Origin of the sequence: Microbacterium enclense, assembly GCF_001456955.1 — a bacterium.
Classification (GTDB): Bacteria; Actinomycetota; Actinomycetes; order Actinomycetales; family Microbacteriaceae; genus Microbacterium; species Microbacterium enclense.
Window position 1 is genome coordinate 454,027 of sequence record NZ_KQ758469.1, and the last position, 22,066, is coordinate 476,092.

The 22,066-nt window shown below is 66.4% G+C and carries 18 protein-coding genes; 12 read left to right on the plus strand and 6 right to left on the minus strand.

The genetic code is table 11. From position 1 onward, the window contains the following. The first annotated feature begins 83 nt into the window (after positions 1–83). From AS029_RS07770 to AS029_RS07795, 6 genes are all read left to right on the plus strand, one after another. On the plus strand, positions 84–1,370 hold the full coding sequence (locus AS029_RS07770) for an ABC transporter substrate-binding protein (protein WP_058232002.1): 1,287 nt from the start codon (positions 84–86) through the stop codon (positions 1,368–1,370). After that, positions 1,364–2,293: a carbohydrate ABC transporter permease gene (locus AS029_RS07775; protein ID WP_074615883.1), complete on the plus strand. Its 930-nt coding sequence runs from the start codon at positions 1,364–1,366 to the stop codon at positions 2,291–2,293. Before AS029_RS07770 ends, AS029_RS07775 begins: the two co-directional genes overlap by 7 nt. Next, positions 2,290–3,195: a carbohydrate ABC transporter permease gene (locus AS029_RS07780; RefSeq protein ID WP_082642214.1), complete on the plus strand. Its 906-nt coding sequence runs from the start codon at positions 2,290–2,292 to the stop codon at positions 3,193–3,195. Before AS029_RS07775 ends, AS029_RS07780 begins: the two co-directional genes overlap by 4 nt. Further along, positions 3,192–5,510, plus strand: coding sequence for an alpha-L-rhamnosidase (locus AS029_RS07785; RefSeq protein WP_082642215.1), 2,319 nt, complete (start codon positions 3,192–3,194; stop codon positions 5,508–5,510). The genes AS029_RS07780 and AS029_RS07785 overlap by 4 nt, the downstream gene beginning before the upstream one ends. Next, positions 5,507–6,736: a Bcr/CflA family efflux MFS transporter gene (locus tag AS029_RS07790; protein WP_074615884.1), complete on the plus strand. Its 1,230-nt coding sequence runs from the start codon at positions 5,507–5,509 to the stop codon at positions 6,734–6,736. Before AS029_RS07785 ends, AS029_RS07790 begins: the two co-directional genes overlap by 4 nt. 98 nt (positions 6,737–6,834) lie before the next feature. Further along, complete coding sequence (locus AS029_RS07795; RefSeq protein ID WP_217630067.1) at positions 6,835–7,875, plus strand: LacI family DNA-binding transcriptional regulator; 1,041 nt, start codon at positions 6,835–6,837, stop codon at positions 7,873–7,875. A gap of 98 nt (positions 7,876–7,973) precedes the next feature. Here the strand turns inward: AS029_RS07795 and AS029_RS07800 are convergent, their stop codons facing one another. From AS029_RS07800 to AS029_RS07810, 3 genes are read right to left on the minus strand one after another with little or no spacing between them, the layout of a single operon-like run. Further along, positions 7,974–9,101 (minus strand): amidohydrolase, encoded by a 1,128-nt coding sequence (locus AS029_RS07800; RefSeq protein WP_074615885.1) that lies wholly within the window; start codon positions 9,099–9,101, stop codon positions 7,974–7,976. Beyond that, positions 9,098–10,168, minus strand: a complete 1,071-nt coding sequence (locus AS029_RS07805) for a diaminopropionate ammonia-lyase (RefSeq protein ID WP_058232007.1) — start codon at positions 10,166–10,168, stop codon at positions 9,098–9,100. The genes AS029_RS07800 and AS029_RS07805 overlap by 4 nt, the downstream gene beginning before the upstream one ends. Beyond that, complete coding sequence (locus tag AS029_RS07810; protein WP_058232008.1) at positions 10,165–11,451, minus strand: M20 family metallo-hydrolase; 1,287 nt, start codon at positions 11,449–11,451, stop codon at positions 10,165–10,167. The genes AS029_RS07805 and AS029_RS07810 overlap by 4 nt, the downstream gene beginning before the upstream one ends. Before the next feature lie 81 nt (positions 11,452–11,532). On the opposite strand from AS029_RS07810, the gene AS029_RS07815 reads away from it, so the two are divergent. Then, positions 11,533–12,420, plus strand: coding sequence for a LysR family transcriptional regulator (locus AS029_RS07815; RefSeq protein WP_058232009.1), 888 nt, complete (start codon positions 11,533–11,535; stop codon positions 12,418–12,420). Between the two features lie 645 nt (positions 12,421–13,065). Here the strand turns inward: AS029_RS07815 and AS029_RS07820 are convergent. Both AS029_RS07820 and AS029_RS07825 read right to left on the minus strand, forming a co-directional pair. Next, positions 13,066–13,329, minus strand: a complete 264-nt coding sequence (locus AS029_RS07820) for a hypothetical protein (protein WP_058232010.1) — start codon at positions 13,327–13,329, stop codon at positions 13,066–13,068. Positions 13,330–13,409: 80 nt separating this feature from the next. Beyond that, the gene (locus AS029_RS07825; protein ID WP_058232011.1) at positions 13,410–14,414 is read right to left on the minus strand and encodes a LacI family DNA-binding transcriptional regulator; all 1,005 of its coding nucleotides are present in this window, start codon (positions 14,412–14,414) and stop codon (positions 13,410–13,412) included. Between the two features lie 112 nt (positions 14,415–14,526). Between AS029_RS07825 and rhaI the strand changes: the two genes are divergently transcribed. The 4 genes from rhaI to AS029_RS07845 all read left to right on the plus strand — a co-directional run bounded on the left by rhaI (position 14,527) and on the right by AS029_RS07845 (position 20,559). Then, the gene (rhaI, locus tag AS029_RS07830; protein ID WP_058232012.1) at positions 14,527–15,693 is read left to right on the plus strand and encodes an L-rhamnose isomerase; all 1,167 of its coding nucleotides are present in this window, start codon (positions 14,527–14,529) and stop codon (positions 15,691–15,693) included. A 144-nt stretch (positions 15,694–15,837) separates the two neighbouring features. After that, the gene (locus tag AS029_RS07835) at positions 15,838–17,874 is read left to right on the plus strand and encodes a bifunctional rhamnulose-1-phosphate aldolase/short-chain dehydrogenase (RefSeq protein ID WP_058232013.1); all 2,037 of its coding nucleotides are present in this window, start codon (positions 15,838–15,840) and stop codon (positions 17,872–17,874) included. Further along, entirely contained in the window at positions 17,871–19,292 is a 1,422-nt protein-coding gene (locus tag AS029_RS07840) for a rhamnulokinase (protein WP_058232014.1), read from the plus strand. The genes AS029_RS07835 and AS029_RS07840 overlap by 4 nt, the downstream gene beginning before the upstream one ends. 10 nt (positions 19,293–19,302) lie before the next feature. Then, entirely contained in the window at positions 19,303–20,559 is a 1,257-nt protein-coding gene (locus AS029_RS07845; protein WP_058232015.1) for an alpha-hydroxy acid oxidase, read from the plus strand. 78 nt (positions 20,560–20,637) lie between these two features. Here AS029_RS07845 and AS029_RS17290 read toward each other — a convergent pair whose 3' ends face one another. Then, a complete protein-coding gene (locus AS029_RS17290) occupies positions 20,638–20,883 on the minus strand; it encodes a hypothetical protein (RefSeq protein WP_139168058.1) in 246 nt (81 codons plus the stop codon). A 306-nt stretch (positions 20,884–21,189) separates the two neighbouring features. Between AS029_RS17290 and AS029_RS07850 the strand changes: the two genes are divergently transcribed. Beyond that, positions 21,190–21,885 (plus strand): hypothetical protein, encoded by a 696-nt coding sequence (locus AS029_RS07850; RefSeq protein WP_139168059.1) that lies wholly within the window; start codon positions 21,190–21,192, stop codon positions 21,883–21,885. Positions 21,886–22,066: the final 181 nt, after the last annotated feature.

Here is a 22,066-nt window from a genome sequence, read left to right on the forward strand (position 1 = left end):
GCATTTCATGTCATCTTCGTGTAGAACGTTCTTTAGATAACGTTCTCCACACCCGCACTGCTTGCACCCAACGGAGGGTATCCATGCGCACCACTCGCAAAGTCGCCGCGGCGCTGACCGTCGGAGCCGTCGCTCTGACCGCCGCAGGCTGCTCCTCGGCCTCGTCCGGATCCGGCGACGCTCAGAGCATCACCATCTGGCACAACTCGGCCGACAACGACGGCATCATGGCGCTGTACGAAGGCTTCACCGCCGAAACCGGAATCCAGGTCAACCTGGAAGCGATCCCGGCCGACGGCTTCGAAACCGCCGTCACGACCAAGTGGGCCACCGGCGACCGTCCCGACGTCCTCGAGTACCACCCCACCGCCAGCGCCCTCGCGCTTCTGAACGCCTCGCAGAACATGCAGGACCTGTCGGACATGGAGTTCGTCGGTAAGTCCGGCTCGCTGTACGAGCAGGCCGGAAATCTCAACGGCACCGTGTACGCCGCGATCACCGGTTTCCCGAGCATCTTCGGCATCTTCTTCAACAAGGAGGTGCTCGCAAGCGCGGGCGTGGAGGCTCCCCAGACCTTCGACGAGCTGATCACCTCGTGCGGCGCGCTCAAGAGCGCCGGCGTCGTGCCCTTCTACGAGTCGGGCGGCAGCCAGTGGCCGACCCAGATCCTGCCGTTCCTCTACATGGCGGATGAGAACGAAGGCAACGAGCTCGGGTACGCGTTCTCGCACAACGAGAAGCAGCTGAACGGCGAGGACAGCCCGTTCGTCGCCGGTCTGGACAAGTACCTCGCGGTCCGCGACGCGTGCTTCGACCCGAACTACACCACCGGCACGTTCGAGAACGCCATCGCCGAGGTCTATGCCGGCACCGCCGCCATGACCGCTCTGCACTCGGACACCTACAACCTGTGGGTCGACGCCGCCGGTGGCGACGAGGACGCCCTCTCCGCAGCCGTCGGGTTCGCCGGCCTGTCGAAGGACAGCGCGACCGCGGCGTTCGGTCCCGGCCCCCTCGGCAGCTACATGGCGCCGAAGACCGGCGACGCCGGCAAGGAAGCCGCCGCCAAGCAGTTCATCGAGTACGCCACGGGCAAGGGCTACGCAGACCTGATCGCCACCAACGAGGCGTTCCCCGTCATCGAGGGCTACGACGCTCCCGCTGGCGCCGGTGAGCTCAAGCTCGCGTTCAAGGCCGCCTACGACGACGGTGCAACCATCGGCTCGACCGGTGACATCGCGGGCTTCGACAACTTCCCCGCGGAGGTCAGCCGACTGCTCGCGGGCGAGATCACAGCTCAGCAGCTCGCCGACGCGATGCAGGCCAACGTCGACCGTGCGTCCAAGGCGGCAGGCGTCGAAGGATGGTAATCACCTCCATCGAGGCGGACCGCACGACCGAAAAGGGGGCCCGCCGTTCTCGGCGGGCCCCCGCTCGTCGCGGCGGGTGGGCGTGGTTCATCGTCCCCTCCTTCATCCTCGTCGCGATCTTCTTCCTGCTCCCGTTCTTGCTGAACATCCCGTTCGCGTTCTCCGGCTGGTCTTCCTTCAGCAACAACATCCCGTTCGTCGGATTCGAGAACTTCGAGCTCTTGTTCGCCAGTGGCAAGCTGCAAGGCGCCATCGGAGTCACGCTGGCCTACGCGGTCATCGCCATGACCATCCAGAACGTCGTCGCAATGTCACTCGCTCTGACCCTGCGCAACACCTCCCGCGTCAACGGGTTCTTCCGCAGCTTCTTCTTCATCCCGGTGCTCATCTCCCCGCTCGCCGCCGGCTACATCTGGCGAGCCATCGTCGCTCCCGAGGGACCGCTGAACGGCGCGATCTCATGGGCGATTCCCGGGTTCGAGTTCGGGTGGCTCGGGGAACCCGGCTTCGCTCTCTTCACCGTCGCATTCATCGACGCCTGGAAGTGGAGCGGCATCGCAACGCTGGTCTACATCGCCGGATTGAACAGCATCCCCGCCTCGCTGCTGGAGGCGGCCGAGATCGACGGCGCAGGTCCTGTGAAGCGCTTCTTCCGCATCCAGTTCCCCCTGCTGGCCCCCGCCTTCACCTTCAACGTGGCGACCACCCTGATCGGCGCTCTGAGCGCGTACGACATCATCGCCTCCACCACCTCGGGTGGCCCAGGCTCTGCCACCACGACCCTGAACGTGCTGCTCCAACGAGACTTCGGCGCCGGGTTCCTCGGGTCGGCCAGCGCCATCGGCCTGACCGTCACCGTCATCGTCGTCGCCATCGCCGTGCCCCTTGTGGCCTGGCTCCGCAAGAGGGAGATCGCCGCATGAGCGCTGCAACCCTGACCGAACCGACCGTCACGTCCTCGCCCCGTCACCAAGAGACGCAGCGCAAGCGCCGCACGCGTCCCCGCCCCATCGTCTGGCTGCGCTACAGCATCCTCAGCGTCTTCGCGTTGCTGTGGATCGGCGTTCCGCTGTGGATGCTGCTCGTCAACTCCTTTAAGCGCGAAGGCGAGGCGGCACAGCTGTCACTCGCTCTGCCGACCGAGTGGGCCATCGACTACAACTACGGCGCCGTCTTCACCGAGGGCAACTACCTGACCGGTCTGCGGAACACCCTCCTGGTGACCGTTCCGACCGTCCTGGTCGTACTCCTCCTCGGCTCACTCGCCGCGTGGGGGTACGCACGAAGCAGCAAGCGACTCACACAGTTCTTCTTCTACCTGTGCGCGCTGTCGATTCTCCTGCCGCCCGCGGTTATCCCCACCATCTTCATCCTCAGCACTCTCAACCTGGACGGGAGCCTGTGGGGATACGCGCTGATGAACATCGGCACGAGGCTCGGCTTCGTCATCTTCCTGACAACCGGGTTCATACGCGGCATGCCCACCGAGCTTGAGGAAGCGGCTGCCATCGACGGAGCTACCCGTCTGCGCACCTTCTTCTCCGTCCTCCTCCCGCTTCTGCGTCCGATCCTGTTCGTCGCCGCCGTCATCATGGTCATCGGCGTCTGGAACGACTACTTCTTCGCACTGCTGCTGCTGCGCTCCGCCGAAAACGCCACCCTCCCGTTGACGCTTTTCCAGTTCGCTTCGTCGTCCTTCATCGGCGTCAAGTGGAACTTCGTCTTCGCGCACGTGGTGATGACGAGCCTCCCGCTCATCCTCGTCTACCTGGTTGCACAGCGTCAGGTTCTCGCCGGACTCACCGAGGGTGGCCTGAAGGGATGATCTCGACAGCTGTCCGCTCCGCGGACCTCAGCGGCAGCCTGCCCGAATGGCGTGCCAAGCCGGTCGGAACGGGTGACTCAAACGTTCCCGTGCCGCTCATCCGGGGCCACTTCGACCTCCTCACGGTGCCGGACGACGCTGTCGTGAGATCCACGTTCCTCGGCATCGGCAAGCTCCGCATCAACGGTGTCATCGTCGGTGACGAAGTCCTGGAACCGGGATGGCAGAGCTACACCCACCGCCTCGTGTACCGCGTCCACCAGGTCGCAGACCTCCTCCGCATCGGCGAGAACGTCATCGAAGCGGAAGTGGCCCCCGGCTGGTTCAGCGGACGCATCGGCTTCTTCGGACAGCGGGACGTCTACGGCGCCCACCGGGCCGTCATCGCTCAACTCGACATCTTCGAGGATGGTCGGTGGCGCACAGTCGCCGCGACCGATGAGACGTGGACTTGGCAACCCGGCCCCACGCTGAGCGCCGAGCTCTACGACGGGGAGACCTACGACGCCCGCATCGCAGCTGACAGCGACCGGGTCGCGGCCCCCGCGCCGGTGGACACCGTGGACTACGACCTCGACCTCCTCGAGGAGCGTGCGGCACCGCCCGTCAGACGCATCCGCACCCTTCGCCCCACCCGCATCTTCACCTCCCCCTCGGGGAAGACCCTGGTGGACTTCGGACGCAACATCGTCGGGTGGGCTCGTATCCGCGTTTCCGGTCCGGAAGGCACGGAGGTGCGACTGCAGCACGCCGAGGTGCTCGAAAACGGCGAGTTGGGGACCCGACCTCTCCGGTCCGCGAAGGCGACCGACCGGTACGTTCTCGCGGGCACAGGACCCGAGGAATGGGAGCCCAGCTTCACGTATCACGGGTTCCGCTACCTGCAGGTCGACGGATGGCCGACAGGGGACGTGCGCGTCGAGGACCTCGAAGCCGTCGTGATCTCCACCGACCTGCGGCGCACCGGATGGTTCCGTACGAGTTTCGAGCCCCTGGCGCAGCTGCACAGAAACGTTGTTGCGAGCACGGAGGGGAACTTCGTCAGCATCCCCACGGACTGCCCGCAACGAGACGAGCGTCTCGGGTGGACGGGCGATGTCGCAGTCTTCGCCCCCACCGCCGAGTACCTCTTCGACTCCTCCGAGTTCCTCCGCAGCTGGCTGGCCGACGTCGCGCTGGAACAGCGAGCCAACGGCGCCATCCCCAACTTCGTTCCCGAAATCCCATTCCCCCCGGGTTCGGAGAAGATCCACGGACAGTTCGGTGACATCCACCCGGCCGTCTGGGGTGACGCCATCACCCTCGTTCCCTGGGCCGTCTACAACTCCACCGGGGACCCCCGCTACCTCGCCCACGTGTACGAAAGCATGTGCAACTGGGTCGACGGTGTTGCCCAGGTCGCGGGCCCTGGATACATCCGGCGGGAAGGATTTCAGTTCGGGGACTGGCTTGACCCCGTCGCGCCCCCCGAGGACCCCGCGGGTGGAAGCACCGACCCCGCTCTGGTGGCGACCGCCTACTTCGCGCACTCAGCGCGGCTCGTCGCGGACGCCGCGCAGGTGCTGGGGCGAGTCGATGATGAAGCGCGTTACCGCACGCTTGCCGATGCGGTCCGTGCAGCGTTCCGCGCCGAGTTCGTCGACGCGACCGGCCGCATGACCAGCCACTCCCAGACCGCTTACGCCATTGCCCTGCGTCTCGGGCTGCTCGAGACGCCCAAACAGATTGACGGTGCCGGTCAGGCCCTCGCAGAGCTGGTGCGCGCGGGTGGACACGTCATCGGTACAGGATTCGTCGGCACCCCGCTCGTGCTCGATGCTCTCACCGACGCGGGCGAGATCGACGACGCATATCGGCTCCTCCTCAACGAGGAACGGCCGTCATGGCTCTACGCGGTGTCCCTGGGTGCCACCACCATCTGGGAACGCTGGGACAGCATGTTGCCGGACGGCTCCATCAACCCCGGAGAGATGACGAGCTTCAACCATTTCGCTTTCGGAGCTGTCGCGGACTGGCTGCATCGCACAGTCGCCGGTCTCCAGCCGGCGGCACCGGGATGGGAACGCATCCGCATCGCCCCGCGGCCCCGCCTGCCGCTTCGAGACGCGGGCGCGACCCACCTGACGCCATTCGGGGAGGCATCGCTGGACTGGGAAGTGTCCGGCGGGCACCTCAACATGCAGGTGACCGTCCCCCCGGGCACCGTTGCGGAGGTAGACCTCGAGGGCATCGAACCCTACGAGTTGGGGCAGGGGGTCCACTCGCTCAGCGTCACCGCGCCGGCGACGTACGTCGAGGTGGCCGAGGTCGGATGACGCGAAGCAATCCTCGGTCGGTCCTCGCTCGCCGGTCGCCCGCGGCTCTGGTCTTCATCCTCGGACCGCTGGTGATGCTGGGGTCGTTGACGACGGACCTTTACCTCCCGGCATTCCCCGCCATCACCAGCGAGCTGGGGACCTCGCGAGAGCTCGTGCAGTTGACCGTCGCAGCATCGCTCATCGGTGTCGCTGCAGGCCAACTCATCGGTGGAGCATGGAGCGACGTCATCGGACGGCGCGTACCGCTTCTAGCGGGTACCGCCGTGCACGTGGCGGCGAGCATCGGCATCGCGTTGAGCGCTGACATCGGACAGCTGCTGACGCTACGAGTCGTGCAGGGAGCCGGAGCCGCGGCCGCGAGCGTCGTGGCCATGGCGATTGCGCGGGACGTCGTGTCCGGTGCGCCTCTGGTGAGGCTGCTGGCTCGACTCGCTCTTTTCAGTGGGTTGGCGCCGGTGGTGGCGCCGTTTCTCGGTTCGCTCCTGCTCTACGCATTCGACTGGCGGGGGTTGTTCGCAGTCCTCGGTGCGTACGGAGTCGCCGTTGCGGTCCTGTGCCTTATCGCGCTGCCGGAAACGCGCCGCGCCGCTCCGAAACCGGAACCGGCCCTACAGCGATACAGGGCCGTGCTCACCGACCGGGTCTTCCTCGGCGCTGTCATCCTCGGAGCGATGGGTTGCACCGCAGTGTTCTCATACGTCGCGGCCTCCTCGTTCATCTTTCAGGACGTTCACCAGCTCAGCAGCCAGGTGTACGCCGCGGTATTTGCGGTGAACGCTGCTGCGTTCGCAATCGGATCTCAGGTCGCCTCGCGAGTCGTCACCCGCACCACCCCGGGAACGGCCCTGGGGATAGCGCTGCCCGTCTGGCTGGCAGCTGGTGGTGCACTCGTGGTCGTCGACCTGACCCACGCCAATTGGGTGTGGCTCACCGTCGCCTCATTCGCGTTCCTCGCTGCCGCCGGAATGGCAATGCCGGTCGCGCAGGTACTGGGCATGTCGACTCATGGGGATCGCGCGGGAACAGCGGCCGCCGTCCTCGGTGCAGCCAACTTCGCTGTGGCCGGCTTGGTGTCGCCGCTCGCGGCGGTTGCCGCGCCTACTCCACAGGCCGCTCTCGGCATCGCCGTGATGGTGACGGCCACCATCGCCATCTGCGCGTGTCTGCTGCTACGTTCCCGGTTGACCAGCGCGTCCGACCGGAGCGACGCGGTGGCGGCATGAGGGATCTCTCTGCGCAATTCTCACCCGCTTCGGATAACGTTCTATTGCGCGTCCGGCCGAAACGGCCGGAGTAGCCCGGGCGCGACTGGAGGGGCACAATGACATCGTCGACAATGGGGCCGACACGGCAGAAGCGCGCGACCATCGTCGACGTCGCTCATCATGCGGGCGTTTCGACCGCATCCGCGTCAAAGGTTCTTCGAAACGCATACGGCGTCAGTGACGCCATGCGGGAGCGGGTGCAGGCGTCCATGGACGCCCTCGGCTACCGTCCACACCGACCCGCGCGCGGGATGCGTGGTCAGACCTTCACCGTTGGCATGATGGCCTCGGATATCGAGAACCCGTTCTTCAGCATCATCGCGGACGGCATCACCAGCGTCCTCAAGACCGAAAACTACGAGCTGCTGATCTCCACCGGTGGCTACGACAGTGCGTCCCAAAATGCTTCCGTCGACGCCCTCATCGACCACCAGATGGACGGGCTCATCCTCATCGCGCCCGTCGTATCCGGTGCGGACCTGGAACGCATCGCACGCGACATCCCCCTCGTCGTCGTGGGTCGGCACAGCAGTAGCGCAGCCCTCGACTCCGTCTCCGGCGACGACGACCTCGGATCAGCTCTCGTCGTCGACCACCTCGTTGAGCTTGGTCACCGCCGCATCGCCTTCGTCGCGAACCATCAGGACCAGCTTGAACCGGACCGCCCGGAGAGCGTCCGATTGGCCGGGTTCCTCGGCGCGATGGACCGGCATGGTTTGGGCGGCGAGGCGGTCGTCATCGACTCGCGTTGGAGCCTGGAGGGAGGGCGGGAAGCGGCACGTATCGCCGACACCCTCGAGCACCCACCCACAGCCGTGGTCGCCGGCGCCGACGTCACGGCTCTCGGAATGCTCAGCGAGTTGTGGGAGACGGGGCGATCCGCCCCGGCGGCGTACTCGCTCGCGGGTTACGACAACTCACGCACCTCCTCAATCGGGCCCATCGCGCTCACAACGGTGGACCAGTCTGGCTTCGAGATGGGCCAAGCAGTGGGACGCCTCCTCCTGGAGCGCATTTCGGGCCGGACAGAGTCAACACACCTGCTCCTAGAGCCGCAGCTGGTTCCGCGGGCAACCACTGCCGCGCCCGCTGTATAACTCGCAGTCGCAATCGGACGAGAGTCCGACGCGCAGCGAGCGTCTCGCTGCCGGAACCTCGACTCGCATTCGGAGGTCGTTGCCGTGATGCTCTTTGTTCATGATTGCGAGAGCGCCAGGGTCGTGTAGTAGCGCATCCCGATGGGCAGCACTGCGTCGTTGAAGTCGTAATCGTGGCTGTGCAGAGGAACGCCACCGCGCTGCCCGGTCAGGCCATTGCCGATAAAGGTGAAGTTCGCCGGCACGTGATCGGCGTAGAGACCGAAGTCTTCGCTTGCCGCCACCGGACTCCCGTCCGGGTCGTGATCGCCGACGACGCTGGCGGCGCGAATCGCTGCAGCCGTTGCGGAAGGGGTGTTCACCGTCGGGGAGAACTCACGGGTGTAGACGACTTCTGCGGTGGCTCCATGAGCGTGCGCTGTAGCCTCGGCTATCGCTCGCATTCTCTCTTCGATGAGGCGGCTGACGTTCGGATCGAAGGAGCGGGTGTCACCGGTGATCCTCACCTGGGTGGGAATCGCGTTGCGTGCGCCGTCCGTCGACACGTCGGTGCACGAAACGACCGCGGCAATCAGCGGGTCGACACTGCGGGAGACGACGCTCTGCAGCGCAAGCACGATGTGTGAGGCAACGAGGATCGGATCGACCACGAGGTGCGGCGCTGAGGCGTGGCCCCCGCGCCCCGTGACGGTGATGACGCAGTTGTCTTCGCCCGCCATGATCGCTCCGGACCTGGTCGTCAGCCGCCCCGCGGGCATGCCCGGCATGTTGTGCAAGCCGTAGATGGACCCGACGGGGAACCGCTCGAAGAGTCCGTCGGCAATCATGGCGCTCGCGCCCTTGCCCGGTTCCTCGGCTGGCTGGAAGAGGAACCGCACGGTGCGTTCGAGGGCCGGTTCGTGAACGAGAGCCGCGGCGGCGCCCAGAACCATAGCCATGTGGCCATCGTGGCCGCACGCGTGCATGGCATCAGTGTGTGAAGCGTACGAGAGCCCCGTTCGTTCGCGGAGTGGGAGACCGTCCATGTCCGCGCGGAAGGCAATCGGCCGCCCGCCACGTTCAAGCGTCGCCACCACGCCGTTGCCCCCGATGCCCGTGACGACGTCAAGACCGAGGTCGCTGAGAACTTCTGCGACGTACGCAGCAGTCTTCGACTCCTGAAACGCCGTCTCCGCCATGCCGTGCAGTGTGTGTCGCCAGCGCACCGCTCTCTCCACGACGGTCACGCGTGCACCGGAACCGGATTGGCGGCACGACCCTCGGTTGAGAGGAGGAGGAGCGTGGCGGCGGAACTCAGGTGCGACGCCAGGGCGCGAGCGCCGGCAAGGGCGGCGGCGCCGCATGGTCCAGCGTCGATGCCGGACGCGGCTAGGTCGCTGACGGCCGCCAATGCTTGCTCGTCGGTGACGGCTACGGCGCGGTCCAGTCCATCCCGCAGAGTTGGCCACGCTGTCGCGGACGGCGTGCCGCAATTGAGGCCGGCCATGATTGTCGACGAAGTCCGGACGGCTCTGCGTTCGCCAGCGTTGAGCGAGGTGAGCACGGCCGGGGCGGCGGTCGGCTCGACGCTGACAACCGACGGTGAGGATGAGCCTGAGCGGTAGTGACGGACGACAGCCTCAGCGAGCGACCCCACTCCGACGGGCACAAAGACGACGTCGAACTCAGCAGCGCCGACCTCTGCGCCCTGCATGTCCGCTTCGATCACCAGCGTCGTGTAACCCTCGACAATCCAACCAGGGACCTCTTCGTATCCGTCCCAAGATGTGTCCTGGATGAGCATTGCGCCCTCATCGACGAGCGAAGCGGCTGCGCGAACTACGTCGTCGTACTCCGCGTCGACTTCCACGCGGCGGGCACCTTCAGCTTCGATTGCGTCCTTCGCCGCCTGCGAGATGTTGACTGGCGTGAAAATGGTGGCGGAAATGCCAAGTAGACGCGCGACGTGGGCTACAGCGCGCCCGTGATTCCCATCCGTCGCGGTGACCAGGCGGACCCCGCCCGCCGCACCCCTGAGCTCGTCTAGAGGGAGAGCCCCGGAGTGCCCGATGCGAGTCGAAAGAGCACGCGAAACGGCATAGGACGCACCGAGCACCTTGAAAGCTGGCAGGCCCAGCCGGGACGACTCCTCCTTCACGAAGACGCGCGCAACACCGAGTTCAGCGGCGATTTCGGGAACCTCGACCAGCCGCGTTGGTGCGTAGCCCGGTAGTCCGCGGTGGAATTCCGATACGTCGCGCGCGCCTAGTGTGCGCCACTCGCGCGCGCGAGGGTTGTCGTAGAAGCCGCTCATGAGGCGAGTTCCAGCATCGTTTGTCCCAGCGTCTCGAGCCCCGCAAGGCAGTCTTCGGGCGTTGAGTATTCGCGCGGGTTGTGGCTGATCCCGTCATACTGGCCGCGGACGAAGATCATGGCCGTCGGTGTGATCGCGGCCATCTCCTGAGCGTCGTGGCCAGCCCCGGACATGAGCTTCATCGTCGGGAAGCCAAGGCCGGCGGCCGCGGAGGTGATGATGTCTTGAATCTGAGGATCAAATGGCACCTGATGCGTTTTCGCCATCCGCTGGACTTCCACTGCGAGCCCGGGCTGCAGTTTCGGAAGGGTTTCGAGAAACGCGGCGAGGTCTTCCTCGGCTCGGGCCATTGCGGCGTCGTCGGGGTTGCGAAGGTCGACGGTGATCTCCGCGCGGTCGGGGACGACGCTGGGCAAGCCGGGGGAGGTCGAGATGTGACCGACCGTGCCGCGCAGCTGCCCGTAGCGTCCTGAGTCCACCATCCCGCGGACATGCACAGTGATCTGTGCGGCGGCCAGTCCAGCGTCGACACGCAGCTCAGTCGGAGTCGTGCCAGCATGCGCAGCGCGTCCGTGCAACGTGACCCGCTGCCACGAGATGGCTTGAACACCGGTTACGACACCGACGGCGAGGCCCTCGCGTAGCAAGACGGGGCCCTGCTCGATGTGGCACTCCACGTACGCGTGCGGGGGCTCGATCCGTACGGGGCGGTGTCCCTGGAACCCGATTCGCTGCAGTTCGTCGACGAATCGGTCGCCTGCCGCGTCCGTGAGGCCGTAGGCATACTCCAGTGACAGCCGACCCGCTGCGACGGCGGAACCGAGCATGTCGGTTCCGAACCGCACACCCTCCTCTTCCGTCCACGCGACCACAACCACCGGTCGACGCGTCGTGACGCCGTCACGGTCGAGAGCGCGAATGACTTCAAGCGCACTCAACACGCCCAGGCACCCGTCGAACGCTCCGGCGGTGCCGACCGAGTCGATGTGCGAGCCCGCCACGACGGGCGCCAAGTCCTGATCGGCGCCTTCGCGGCGGCCGAAGATGTTCCCCATCTCGTCGATGGTTACGTCGAGACCGGCCTCCGTCATCCACGTGATGAGTAGCCGACGTCCCTCCGCGTCCTCGTCCGTCAGCGACTGTCGATTCACCCCGACCAGCCCGGTCGCGGGGTCGTCGTATGCGCCCACCCGAGCGAGCGTCTCAAGCCGCTGCCACAAGGCGCCGCCGTCGAGGGTCAGTCGAGTGCGATGACGGGTGGTGTCGGGTGCGTCGAGAGCCATGCACTGAGCATGCGGCTATCGCGATGGCGAAAGCGATGTCATGATTCTCAGCAGTATTCATGCAGCAGATTGACGGTTTTCATGTACGACTTGCACCGACTACGGTTGCTCCGCGAGTTGAGCCTTCGGGGGACCCTTGCGGCAGTCGCGCAGGCGCTCGGGTACAGTCCGTCGGCGGTATCCCATCAGCTATCCGTTCTCGAACGAGAAACTGGGGTTCCGCTTCTCGAGCCGGTCGGGCGCCGTGTCCGGTTGACCCCCGCAGCTGAGCGTCTCGTGATGCACACCGAAAACATCCTGGACGAGCTCGAGCGCGCCCAGGCGAGTGTTGCCGCTAGCCGGTCTGAGGTCTCTGGCCATGTTCGAATCGCCGCCTTCCAGTCCGCCGGGCGTGCGATGCTGCCTGGGGTCGTGCGGCGGCTGTCCTCTCAGCACCCGGCCCTGCGGGTCACGTTCGCTCACATATCCGCGGATGCTGCAGTTCTCGGTCTGCTGGCGAGAGACTTCGACGTGGTCCTCTCCGAGCGATATCCAGGGGAACCGTCCACCGCGCCTGTCGGGGTCAGGACGACCGTCCTTCTCTCGGACAAGTTGTTCCTTGCCGTACCAGCGGACTGGCCGGTGGGCTCACTATCCGACCTTGCGACGCGCCCTTGGGTCATGGAGCACGCAGGAAGCAGCGTTCGCCGCTGGACCGATTCGGTCTGCAGGGGGGCGGGATTCGAACCTTCAGTCATGTTCGAGTCCGCCGACGTGTACTTGCATGCTCAGCTAGTCACGGAGGGGCTCGCGGCAGCATTCCTGCCGGGTCTCAGCCTGCGCGCTCAAAGCGAATTCCGCACGGTTGAGGTCGTCGCCGCCCGGAGCATCGAGCTCTCAGTCCGTCAAGGAAGCGACGCGAGTCCCGTAATTGCAACTGTGACATCAGCCCTGAAAGATCAGGCGCGCGGCTTCGACGCGCGAGCGTAGCTCACCCCGCTTTGACAGAACGACGAGTACGAGGACGCGAACGTCGTCAACACCTGCGGTGACGAGCAGCTTCTCCGCGCCTTACAAGCCGACCCGATTGCCTTCCGCGCACCATCGCGTCGCGGGGCGGCTTCACGCGACGGGCGCCGCGGACGGCGCGGGCGCATTCCGCGGCGGCAGGGTCATCGGTCCGCTATCGGCAGGATCATCACCTCGGAGCCGGGGAGGGTCATGGAGCCGCGGGTTCCTAGTGGGGGCACAGTCCCGTCTCTCTCTCTCTGGGGTCCGGCACGTGCGCTGAGGTCTGCGCGGGGAGGAGAGCGACGATGTCGTTTCGGAAGATCTACGCGACTCCCCGGGCGAGGAGAATTACACGGGCGACAACATTCACGGCTCGCTCGTTCTCACCCCAAGGGACAGCGCACGTGCCGTAGAGCAGGTTGCCCCGGGCGCGGGAGTCAAGCAGACCCGGCGGGGTCACCCAGTCTGACGCGCCGCCCGGGCGGGCGCGCCGGACTACCGTCGTCCCGCTGGTGGTGTGGACCCCGCGCTCAGGGCAGCCCACCCCCCCAATCGACGACCGCGTCCTCCCGTTGCCGGTCAACGGCCTGGTTCCCGCTGTTTCGACGCCGCGCTCCGCGCGCGTCAGACCAGGTAGGGGTCGCCGTCTTCGTCGTCGACGATGTGACGTCGCCCGGCGGCGAGATCGTCGAGTGTGAAGTCGACCTCGTGAGCTGCGAGGTCTGACAACCGGTTCAGGCCACCCACGACGATCTGCTCTTCCCCGGCAACGAGCCCGATGAACTCGGGGTTGGGTGCGACAATGAACCGCAGTCGGCGACCAATCTGCTCACCGACTTCGCGCGCGCGGGCATCGAGTGCCGCGACCTGATCTGGGCTGAGGGCCATACCGAGATAGTAGGACGACGCGACGACCCGTCGTCCAATGAACCCCTACTCATTGTGCGGGCGAACGAGTCCGCCCACCACTACGGCCCAACAGTTGACGCGCGCGCGACAACAGACGGACGGAATTGGACGTTGCGTTCGAGTGTCTGGGACGCGCCGGAGATGTCGTGGAGCAGGATGTCCACGGCCCGGTAGCCCATGGAGGTCGCCGACTGGCGAATCGAGCTGAGGGGGACCACGGCGGCGGCGGCAAAGTCGATGTCGTCGTAGCCAATCAGGGCGACATCCTCGGGAACGCGCACCCGACCCGTCATGGTCAGTGCTTGCAGTACTCCGAGGGCGAGCAAGTCATTGGCGGCAAACACGGCGTCTGGAACCTCCGCCCGCTGCAGCAGCCTCTCGCCCGCGTCCCGACCGTCAAGAACTGTCAGGGCGGGCGTTTCGACGACTTCCAACCCTGCGCCTGCGACTTCGCCGACGGCGCGACGAGCGCCCTCGAGACGGTCGGCCACCTGTCGAACGCCTCGTGGTCCCGACACGTAGATAAGGTTTCGGCGGCCTAGGCCCAAAAGATGCGATGCCGCGAGGTAACCGCCTTCCACGTCGTCGACGGAAACGGTGCCGACGCCCGGAATGTCGGTTTCCTCGTCGACGACCACGACTGCGGTGCCTTGCTCGACCAGGTCGGTGACTGCTCGGCTCGATGCCGAGGAGGGCGCGATGAGCACCCCGGCGACGCGCTGCTGCTGGAACTGCTCGATGTACAAACGCTCGCGGTCCTCATCCTGTGCGCTCGAGCACAGCAGAACGACATAACCGTCGTCGGCTGCACGTTGCTCTGCGCCTCGCGCGATTTCCGCAAAGAAGGGGTTTCCCGCATCGTGCACGATCAACGCCAACATGCGACTACGGCCCGCGCGCAGCTGTCGCGCGGCGTCATTGCGGACGTAGCGCAGCTCGTCTACGGCGGCGCGCACTCGCGCAGCTATGTGCTCCGAGACTGTCGATCTGCCATTGAGCACGTTCGAGACGGTGCCAACCGACACTCCGGCCTTCGCAGCGACGTCGCTGATCTTTGCGGCCATGGCAGTCCTCCAGTTCAAGCCCAGCCTAGTGAGGTTGTGAATCCATTCATTGCGGCCTAGTCTGCTCATGAAACGATTCACGAGCTAACGGCTCCCCGTTCAAAGGCGACCGATGACCGATCTGACCACCGATACTCTGACGGCCCTTGAGGCGCAGTCCATCGAGCTGCCGTCATGGGCGTTCGGCAACTCCGGGACGCGGTTCCGTGTCTTCCCGACCGCCGGCACCCCGCGCGACCCGTTCGAGAAAATTGCGGATGCCGCCGAGGTCAACCGACTCACGGCCCTCGCGCCGAGCGTCGCGCTGCACATCCCGTGGGACCTCGTCGACGACTTCGGAGCCCTCCGCCGTCACGCCGAAAACCTCGGCGTCAGCCTCGGCACGATCAACTCGAACACGTTCCAGGACGAGGACTACAAGTTCGGCGCCCTCACCCACCACGACGAGCGGATTCGCCGCAAGGCCATCGACCACCACCTCGAGTGCATCGACGTGATGGATGCCACGGGTTCGCGTGACCTGAAGATCTGGCTGGCCGAGGGTTCGAACTATCCCGGTCAGAACGACATGCGCGGCCGTCAGGACCGCCTGCAGGACTCGTTGCAGCAGATCTACGCGCGCCTGGGCGATGACCAGCGTCTCGTGCTGGAGTACAAGTTCTTCGAGCCGTCGTTCTACCACACCGACGTCCCCGACTGGGGCACGTCATACGCGCAGGTGGCCGCCCTCGGAGAGAAGGCGATGGTGTGCCTCGACACGGGTCACCACGCGCCCGGCACGAACATCGAGTTCATCGTCATGCAGCTCCTGCGCCTCGGGAAGCTCGGTTCGTTCGACTTCAACTCGCGCTTCTACGCCGACGACGACCTCATCGTCGGCTCGGCCGACCCGTTCCAGTTGTTCCGCATCCTCACCGAGGTCGTGCGCGGCGGCGGGCTGAACAACCCCGACGTGGCGTTCATGCTCGACCAGTGCCACAACATCGAGGACAAGGTCCCCGGCCAGATCCGCTCGGTGCTGAACGTGCAGGAGATGACCGCCCGCGCGTTGCTGCTCGACCGCGACGCCCTCACTGCGGCGCAGGAGGCGAACGACGTGCTCGCCGCCAATGCGGTCATGATGGATGCCTTTTACACCGACGTGCGTCCCGCCCTCGCGGAGTGGCGCGAGTCGCGAGGACTTCCCGCCGACCCGATGAAGGCGTTCGCCGAGTCTGGATACCTGCCCCGCATCGCGGAAGAGCGCGTTGGCGGCACCCAGGCCGGCTGGGGAGCGTAACAGGCCCATCGGGGTGGCCCGTCACCGGCCGCCCCGATGTCTACATTCGTCGCCGAGAGGCGATCCCATTGCCGCCGGGGTGGCGGCCCCCTGAACACCGTCGCCCCGGTTCCTTTTCCGTCGCTCTCACCCGTGAGGAACGTCATGACCAGCTCCACCGCCGCCGACCTCGTCGCGCGCAGCAACCGCCTCGGCTCTGACCCGAAGGTCACCAACTATGCCGGCGGTAACACCTCCGCCAAGGGCACCGATATCGACCCCGTCACCGGCCAGCCGGTCGAGCTGCTGTGGGTGAAGGGTTCGGGCGGCGACCTGGGCACCCTCACCGAGAAGGGTCTCGCAGTGCTGCGGCTCGACCGCATGCGCGCCCTCGTCGACGTCTACCCCGGCATCGAGCGCGAAGACGAAATGGTCGCGGCCTTCAACTACTGCCTGCACGGCAAAGGCGGCGCCGCCCCCTCCATCGACACCGCCATGCACGGACTCGTGGACGCCGCACACGTCGACCACCTGCACCCCGACGCGGGCATCGCCATCGCAACCGCCACCGACGGCGAGGAACTGACGACGAAGATCTTCGGCGACAAGGTCGTGTGGGTTCCGTGGCGCCGCCCCGGCTTTCAGCTGGGCCTCGACATCGCCGCCATCAAAGAGAAGAACCCCCAAGCTGTCGGGACAATCCTCGGAGGTCACGGCATCACAGCATGGGGCGACACCTCCGAAGAGGCCGAGCGCAACACCCTCTGGATCATCGACACCGCGCAGGCCTACATCGACCAGCACGGCGACCCCGCCCCCTTCGGACTGCCGGTACCCGACCGGCTGGCGTTGAGTGAGACGGAGCGCCGCGCAAAGGCCGCAGCCCTCGCCCCGACCATCCGCGGGCTCGCCTCAACGGACAAGCCGATGGTCGGCCACTTCACCGACTCCTCCGTCGTACTCGACTTCCTCGCATCCGCGCGGGTCGCCGAACTCGCAGCACTGGGCACCTCCTGCCCCGACCACTTCCTGCGCACGAAGGTCAAGCCGATGCTGCTGGACCTGCCCGCGAACGCCACGGTCGAGGAGTCGATTGCGCGTCTGCGGGAGGTGCACGAGGCCTATCGCGCCGACTACCAGGCCTACTACGACGCGCACGCCGACGCCGACTCCCCGGCCATCCGCGGCGCTGACCCCCTTATCGTCCTCGTGCCGGGCGTCGGCATGTTCTCCTACGGCGCGAACAAGCAGACCGCGCGGGTCGCGGGAGAGTTCTACGTCAACGCCATTAACGTCATGCGCGGCGCAGAGGCCCTGTCGACCTACTCCCCGATCTCGGACGCCGAGAAGTTCCGCATCGAGTACTGGGCTCTTGAAGAGGCCAAGCTCCAGCGCATGCCCAAGCCCAAAACGCACCAGGGCCGCATAGCTCTCGTGACCGGTGCGGCATCCGGGATCGGCAAGGCCATCGCCACCCGCCTCGCCGCCGAAGGCGCATGCGTCGTCGTCGCCGACCTCGACCTCGAGAAGGCGCAGGCCGCCGCCACCGAACTCGGCGGCACCGACGTCGCCATCGGCGTCGCGGTGAACGTTGCCGACGCCGGGGGCGTGCAGGCAGCCATCGACGCGACCGTCCTCGCGTTCGGCGGCATCGACCTCGTCGTCAACAACGCCGGCCTCTCGCTGTCGAAGCCGCTGCTGGAGACCACCGAGAAGGACTGGGATCTGCAGCACGACGTCATGGCGAAGGGGTCCTTCCTCGTCGCGAGGGCTGCGGCCAAGGCGCTCATCGAGCAGAAGATGGGCGGAGACGTCATCTACATCTCGTCGAAGAACTCCGTCTTCGCCGGCCCCAACAACATCGCCTACTCCGCGGCCAAGGCCGACCAGGCCCACCAGGTGCGCCTGCTCGCGGTGGAGCTCGGCGAGCACGGCGTGCGCGTGAACGGCATTAACCCCGACGGCGTCGTGCGCGGCTCGGGGATCTTCGCCGCGGGCTGGGGTGCCAACCGCGCCGCCACGTACGGCGTCGACGAGAAGGACCTCGGCCAGTTCTACGCCAACCGCACGATTCTCAAGCGCGAGGTCGTCCCCGAGAACGTCGCCGACGCGGTGTACGTCCTCACCGGCCCCGAGCTCTCACGCACGACCGGCCTGCACATCCCCGTCGACTCCGGCGTCGCCGCGGCGTTTCTCCGATGACTGTCGGAACCGTCGCCGCTATCGACCTCGGAGCCACCAGCGGCCGGGTCATGATCGGGCACGTCGGACCAGACACGCTCGTGACGGAAGCGGTGATGCGGTTTGGGAACAACCCGCGCCGCATCGACGGGCAACTTCATTGGAACACCGGGCTGCTGTACAGCAAGGCAATCCTGGGGCTGCGAACTGCGGCCCAGCAGCACGCGGGTATTCAGTCCATCGGGGTTGACTCGTGGGCAGTGGACTACGGGCTGGTCAGCCGAGGCTCACTTCTCAGCGAGCCCTTCCACTACCGTGACGAGCGCACAGCGCAGGGCGTCGAGCGGGTCCACCAGATCCTGGACCATGGCGCTCTCTTCGAGCGGAACGGGCTGCAATTCCTCCCGTTCAACACCATCTATCAGTTGGCTTCCGAGGCCCCCCGCCGCCTTGAAGCAGCCGAGCATCTCTTACTCATTCCCGACCTGTTCAACTTCTGGTTGACCGGTGAAGTCTTTGCCGAGCGCACCAATGCCTCCACGACGGGGCTGCTCGACATTCGCACCGGCGAGTGGGACCTCGACCTTATGGCTTCCGTGGGAGTTCCATCGGCGATGCTCCCTAGCCTCGTGGACCCGGGGATGGTCGTCGGCACACTCACTGCGACCGCTGCGCACGCGACGGGTTTGTCCACCACTGTTCCCGTGACAGCGGTCGGATCACATGACACGGCATCGGCCGTCGCGGCGGTTCCCCTCACCAGCGACGGCGCCGCCTTCGTCTCGTGTGGCACGTGGGGTCTCGTGGGCGTCGAGGTCGGCGCACCGGTCCTGACACCGGCGGCGTTGCAGGCGAACTTCACGAACGAGGGCGGCGTCGACGGGCGCGTGCGTCTCCTGCGAAACGTCATGGGGCTGTGGGTGCTCACCGAGGCCATACGCGGATGGCAGACCGACGGTCACCTCGTCGACCTCGAACAGCTGCTGCGGAACGCCGCAGCGTTGCCGGAAAGAGCGGTATCGCACTTCGACATAGACGACGCCCGCTTCCTACCCCCAGGGGACATGCCCTCCCGCATCGACGCGTGGTGCCTCGAGCACGGAGTCCGCCCGCCGAGCACCCGCGACGAATACGCACGCAGCATCGTTGAGTCGCTCGCTCAGGCCTTCGCGGCCACCGCCCATGAAGCGGCGGCGCTCAAAGGCACGCCGTTGACCACTATCAACCTCGTCGGCGGGGGCGCCCTCAACGAGCTGCTCTGTCAACGGACGGCGGATCGAGCTGGCGTGCCCGTTGACGCCGGTCCCGTTGAGGCAACCGCGCTCGGCAACCTCCTTATCCAAGCTCGAAGCGTCGGTCTCGTGCACGGCTCGCTGGAAGCGCTTCGAGACCTCGTCCTGCGCACCCACAGCCCACGTCGCTACACACCCCACATCTGAGGAACACGCCATGGTCACCCGCCAACTCCCTAAGGTCGGCGAGCTCCTCGAGCTCATGCAGTTCAAGAAGCCCGAACTCAACGCCCGCAAGCGTCGGCTTGGCGCGGCTCTCACTATCGGCGATCTTCGCGATATCGCGAAGCGGCGTACGCCCAAGGCCGCGTTCGACTACACCGACGGCGCCGCGGAAGGCGAACTCTCACTCGACCGAGCTCGGCGAGCGTTCCAAGACGTCGAGTTCCACCCCGACATCCTGCGTCCCGCCGCCGACGTCGACACCTCGTGCGAGATCCTCGGCGGCCCGTCCGCCTTGCCCTTCGGCATCGCGCCCACCGGCTTCACGCGTCTCATGCAGACCGAGGGTGAGACGGCCGGGGCGTCCGCGGCCGCGGCCGCCGGCATCCCGTTCACCCTCTCCACCCTCGGGACCACCTCCATCGAGGACGTCAAGGTCGCCAACCCGCACGGGCGCAACTGGTTCCAGCTCTACGTGATGAAGGACCGCTCCATCTCCTACGGTCTCGTCGAGCGCGCCGCTGTGGCCGGCTTCGACACCCTGCAGTTCACCGTCGACACCCCCATCGCCGGGGCCCGCCTGCGCGACAAGCGCAACGGCTTCTCGATCCCGCCGCAGCTCACCGTCGGCACCATCGTCAACGCCATCCCGCGCCCGTGGTGGTGGATCGACTTCCTCACCACGCCCAAGCTCGAGTTCGCCTCGCTCAGCACCACCGGCGGCACCGTCGGCGAGTTGCTGAACGCCGCGATGGATCCGACCATCAGCTACGACGACCTCGACGTCATCCGCGGCATGTGGCCCGGCAAGATCGTCGTGAAGGGCGTGCAGAACGTGGCGGATGCCGCGCGGCTGGTCGACCAGGGCGTCGACGGCATCGTGCTCTCCAACCATGGCGGCCGCCAGCTCGACCGCGCACCGATCCCCTTCCACCTGCTGCCGAAAGTCGTGCGCGAGGTGGGCAAGGATGCCACGGTGATGATCGACACCGGCATCATGAACGGCGCCGACATCGTGGCATCCATCGCCCTCGGTGCGAAGTTCACACTGATCGGCCGGGCCTACCTGTACGGCCTGATGGCCGGCGGGCGTCAGGGTGTGGATCGCACTATCGCCATCCTGCGCAGCGAAATCGAACGCACCATGACCCTGCTCGGCGTCTCGAGCCTCGATGAACTCGAACCGCGCCACGTTACTCAGCTCACGCGGCTCGTACCGACCGCTCTCGAGCCCGCGCAGACCCACTCCTGATCACGCGCCCCAGAAGGGTGACGCGCCCACGGTCGCTGGCGCGTTCCCCTCCCGCGACTCAGGATCGTCCCGCGGTGGTCAGCTTCGTTCGGACCAAAGGCTTGCTTCGAGGTGGTTCGCTGCGGCAGCGTGAACGGCCTCGAGACCCCTGAGTTCGAACGAACCATCCGCCTCGTCCTCAGTCGACCGCACGTGCTTCAAGGTCGCGCGTGCAACCTCTCGCACCATCTGCGCGCGCTCGGCAGGCGTGAGCATCGGAACCAGTGCCGCCGCTTCCGTCGTGAGTTGGTCGAGTCGTTCGCGAGCAGTCGGCGAGGCTGTCATGACGTCAGCCTCCCGGTGGGCGCGCGCGCATGTCAAACCGACTGCGCAAACTGGTTGGGCGCATCCTTCGCCTAGCGAGTTCCCCCATGTCGAGTGCGGAGGCCTTGTCCACACCAGCAAGCCGGCGTAGAAAGGCCTCGTGTATACGGACACGCTGACATTCTGTCGAATGAGGCGTTCGTGAGCGCGCCGTTCGCGCGGAACGCCCCGGAACCGGGCCCCCCGCACGCACTAGTCGACCCGCTCCGCGCCCGCATCCCCGCCGGTTGGTGGCCACACGTGGAGGCGCCTCGCGGGTGGTGGGAGGTGCTGAACCAACTGGACGCAGACCTCGCCGCCATCGACCCGGAGTACGAGCTCCGACGTGCTGCTCGGGTAGACAACGAGCTGATCTTCTGGACTGCCACCAACACCGCCGCCGGGGCCTTCGCCCGCCGCATCCGTGAGGCGCAAACCGCCGTGCGCGCCATCTGCAACAAGTGTGGGCGCCCAGGTGTACCCCGCACGCGGTCACGGGAGGTGCTCTGCGACCTGCACTGGCACCCGCTTACAGCAGCGGAGAAGGCGTTCGCTCTCAGCGCCGGGATCCCGGAGGCCTGGTTCAGCGAAAAAGCTGAGATCGAGAACGAAGCGTTCCTCGCTGAAGGCGAAGCGCGGGACCGCAAGAACTTGGCGGCACACCTGACCGAGATGGACATGGCGAGGGTGCTGAACGTCTCCGTGCATCGGGTGCGAGACATGTTCGAACAAGAAGTCCTCGCCGGCGCGGAACATGACGGACGCATCGTCTACCCCCGGTGGCAGGTCACTGACGACGGGCGCCTCCTCCCTGGACTGGCGGCCGTCGTGGAAGCGGCAGGCGATATGGACGCGCGGACCCTGCAGGCCATCATGGAGAACGTCGACGAGGAGCTTGACGGCCTTGCGCCCGCCGAGTGGCTGGCGCGAGGAAAACCCGTCGGGCCGGTGGTGCAAATACTCGAAGAGTCCTGGTGGACATGAGATCCGTCGACTGGTCGCCTGTCCAGTGCCTGTCGGCTTCGGGGTGTGACCCGTCCAGGTAGCGCCCGTGGACTGCCCGCCGCGCCCTCTCTGCCGGGTCGCCGAAGCAGCTGGCTCCGTGCCCATGGCTATTGCCTGAGCGGGTTGCCGAGGACGATTAGATCGTGCTTCCGACGCGGGT

What these genes read in the sequence shown, in the direction of transcription:
- AS029_RS07820 (WP_058232010.1), bottom strand. Translation starts at nt 13,329, where the DNA reads ATGGCCCTCAGCCCAGATCAGGTCGCGGCACTCGATGCCCGCGCGCGC.
- AS029_RS07805 (WP_058232007.1), bottom strand. Translation starts at nt 10,168, where the DNA reads ATGAGCGGCTTCTACGACAACCCTCGCGCGCGCGAGTGGCGCACACTA.
- AS029_RS07835 (WP_058232013.1), top strand. Translation starts at nt 15,838, where the DNA reads ATGACCAGCTCCACCGCCGCCGACCTCGTCGCGCGCAGCAACCGCCTC.
- AS029_RS07840 (WP_058232014.1), top strand. Translation starts at nt 17,871, where the DNA reads ATGACTGTCGGAACCGTCGCCGCTATCGACCTCGGAGCCACCAGCGGC.
- AS029_RS07810 (WP_058232008.1), bottom strand. Translation starts at nt 11,451, where the DNA reads ATGGCTCTCGACGCACCCGACACCACCCGTCATCGCACTCGACTGACC.
- AS029_RS07790 (WP_074615884.1), top strand. Translation starts at nt 5,507, where the DNA reads ATGACGCGAAGCAATCCTCGGTCGGTCCTCGCTCGCCGGTCGCCCGCG.
- AS029_RS07815 (WP_058232009.1), top strand. Translation starts at nt 11,533, where the DNA reads ATGTACGACTTGCACCGACTACGGTTGCTCCGCGAGTTGAGCCTTCGG.
- AS029_RS07770 (WP_058232002.1), top strand. Translation starts at nt 84, where the DNA reads ATGCGCACCACTCGCAAAGTCGCCGCGGCGCTGACCGTCGGAGCCGTC.
- rhaI (WP_058232012.1), top strand. Translation starts at nt 14,527, where the DNA reads ATGACCGATCTGACCACCGATACTCTGACGGCCCTTGAGGCGCAGTCC.
- AS029_RS07775 (WP_074615883.1), top strand. Translation starts at nt 1,364, where the DNA reads ATGGTAATCACCTCCATCGAGGCGGACCGCACGACCGAAAAGGGGGCC.
- AS029_RS17290 (WP_139168058.1), bottom strand. Translation starts at nt 20,883, where the DNA reads ATGACAGCCTCGCCGACTGCTCGCGAACGACTCGACCAACTCACGACG.
- AS029_RS07795 (WP_217630067.1), top strand. Translation starts at nt 6,835, where the DNA reads ATGACATCGTCGACAATGGGGCCGACACGGCAGAAGCGCGCGACCATC.
- AS029_RS07780 (WP_082642214.1), top strand. Translation starts at nt 2,290, where the DNA reads ATGAGCGCTGCAACCCTGACCGAACCGACCGTCACGTCCTCGCCCCGT.
- AS029_RS07825 (WP_058232011.1), bottom strand. Translation starts at nt 14,414, where the DNA reads ATGGCCGCAAAGATCAGCGACGTCGCTGCGAAGGCCGGAGTGTCGGTT.
- AS029_RS07785 (WP_082642215.1), top strand. Translation starts at nt 3,192, where the DNA reads ATGATCTCGACAGCTGTCCGCTCCGCGGACCTCAGCGGCAGCCTGCCC.
- AS029_RS07845 (WP_058232015.1), top strand. Translation starts at nt 19,303, where the DNA reads ATGGTCACCCGCCAACTCCCTAAGGTCGGCGAGCTCCTCGAGCTCATG.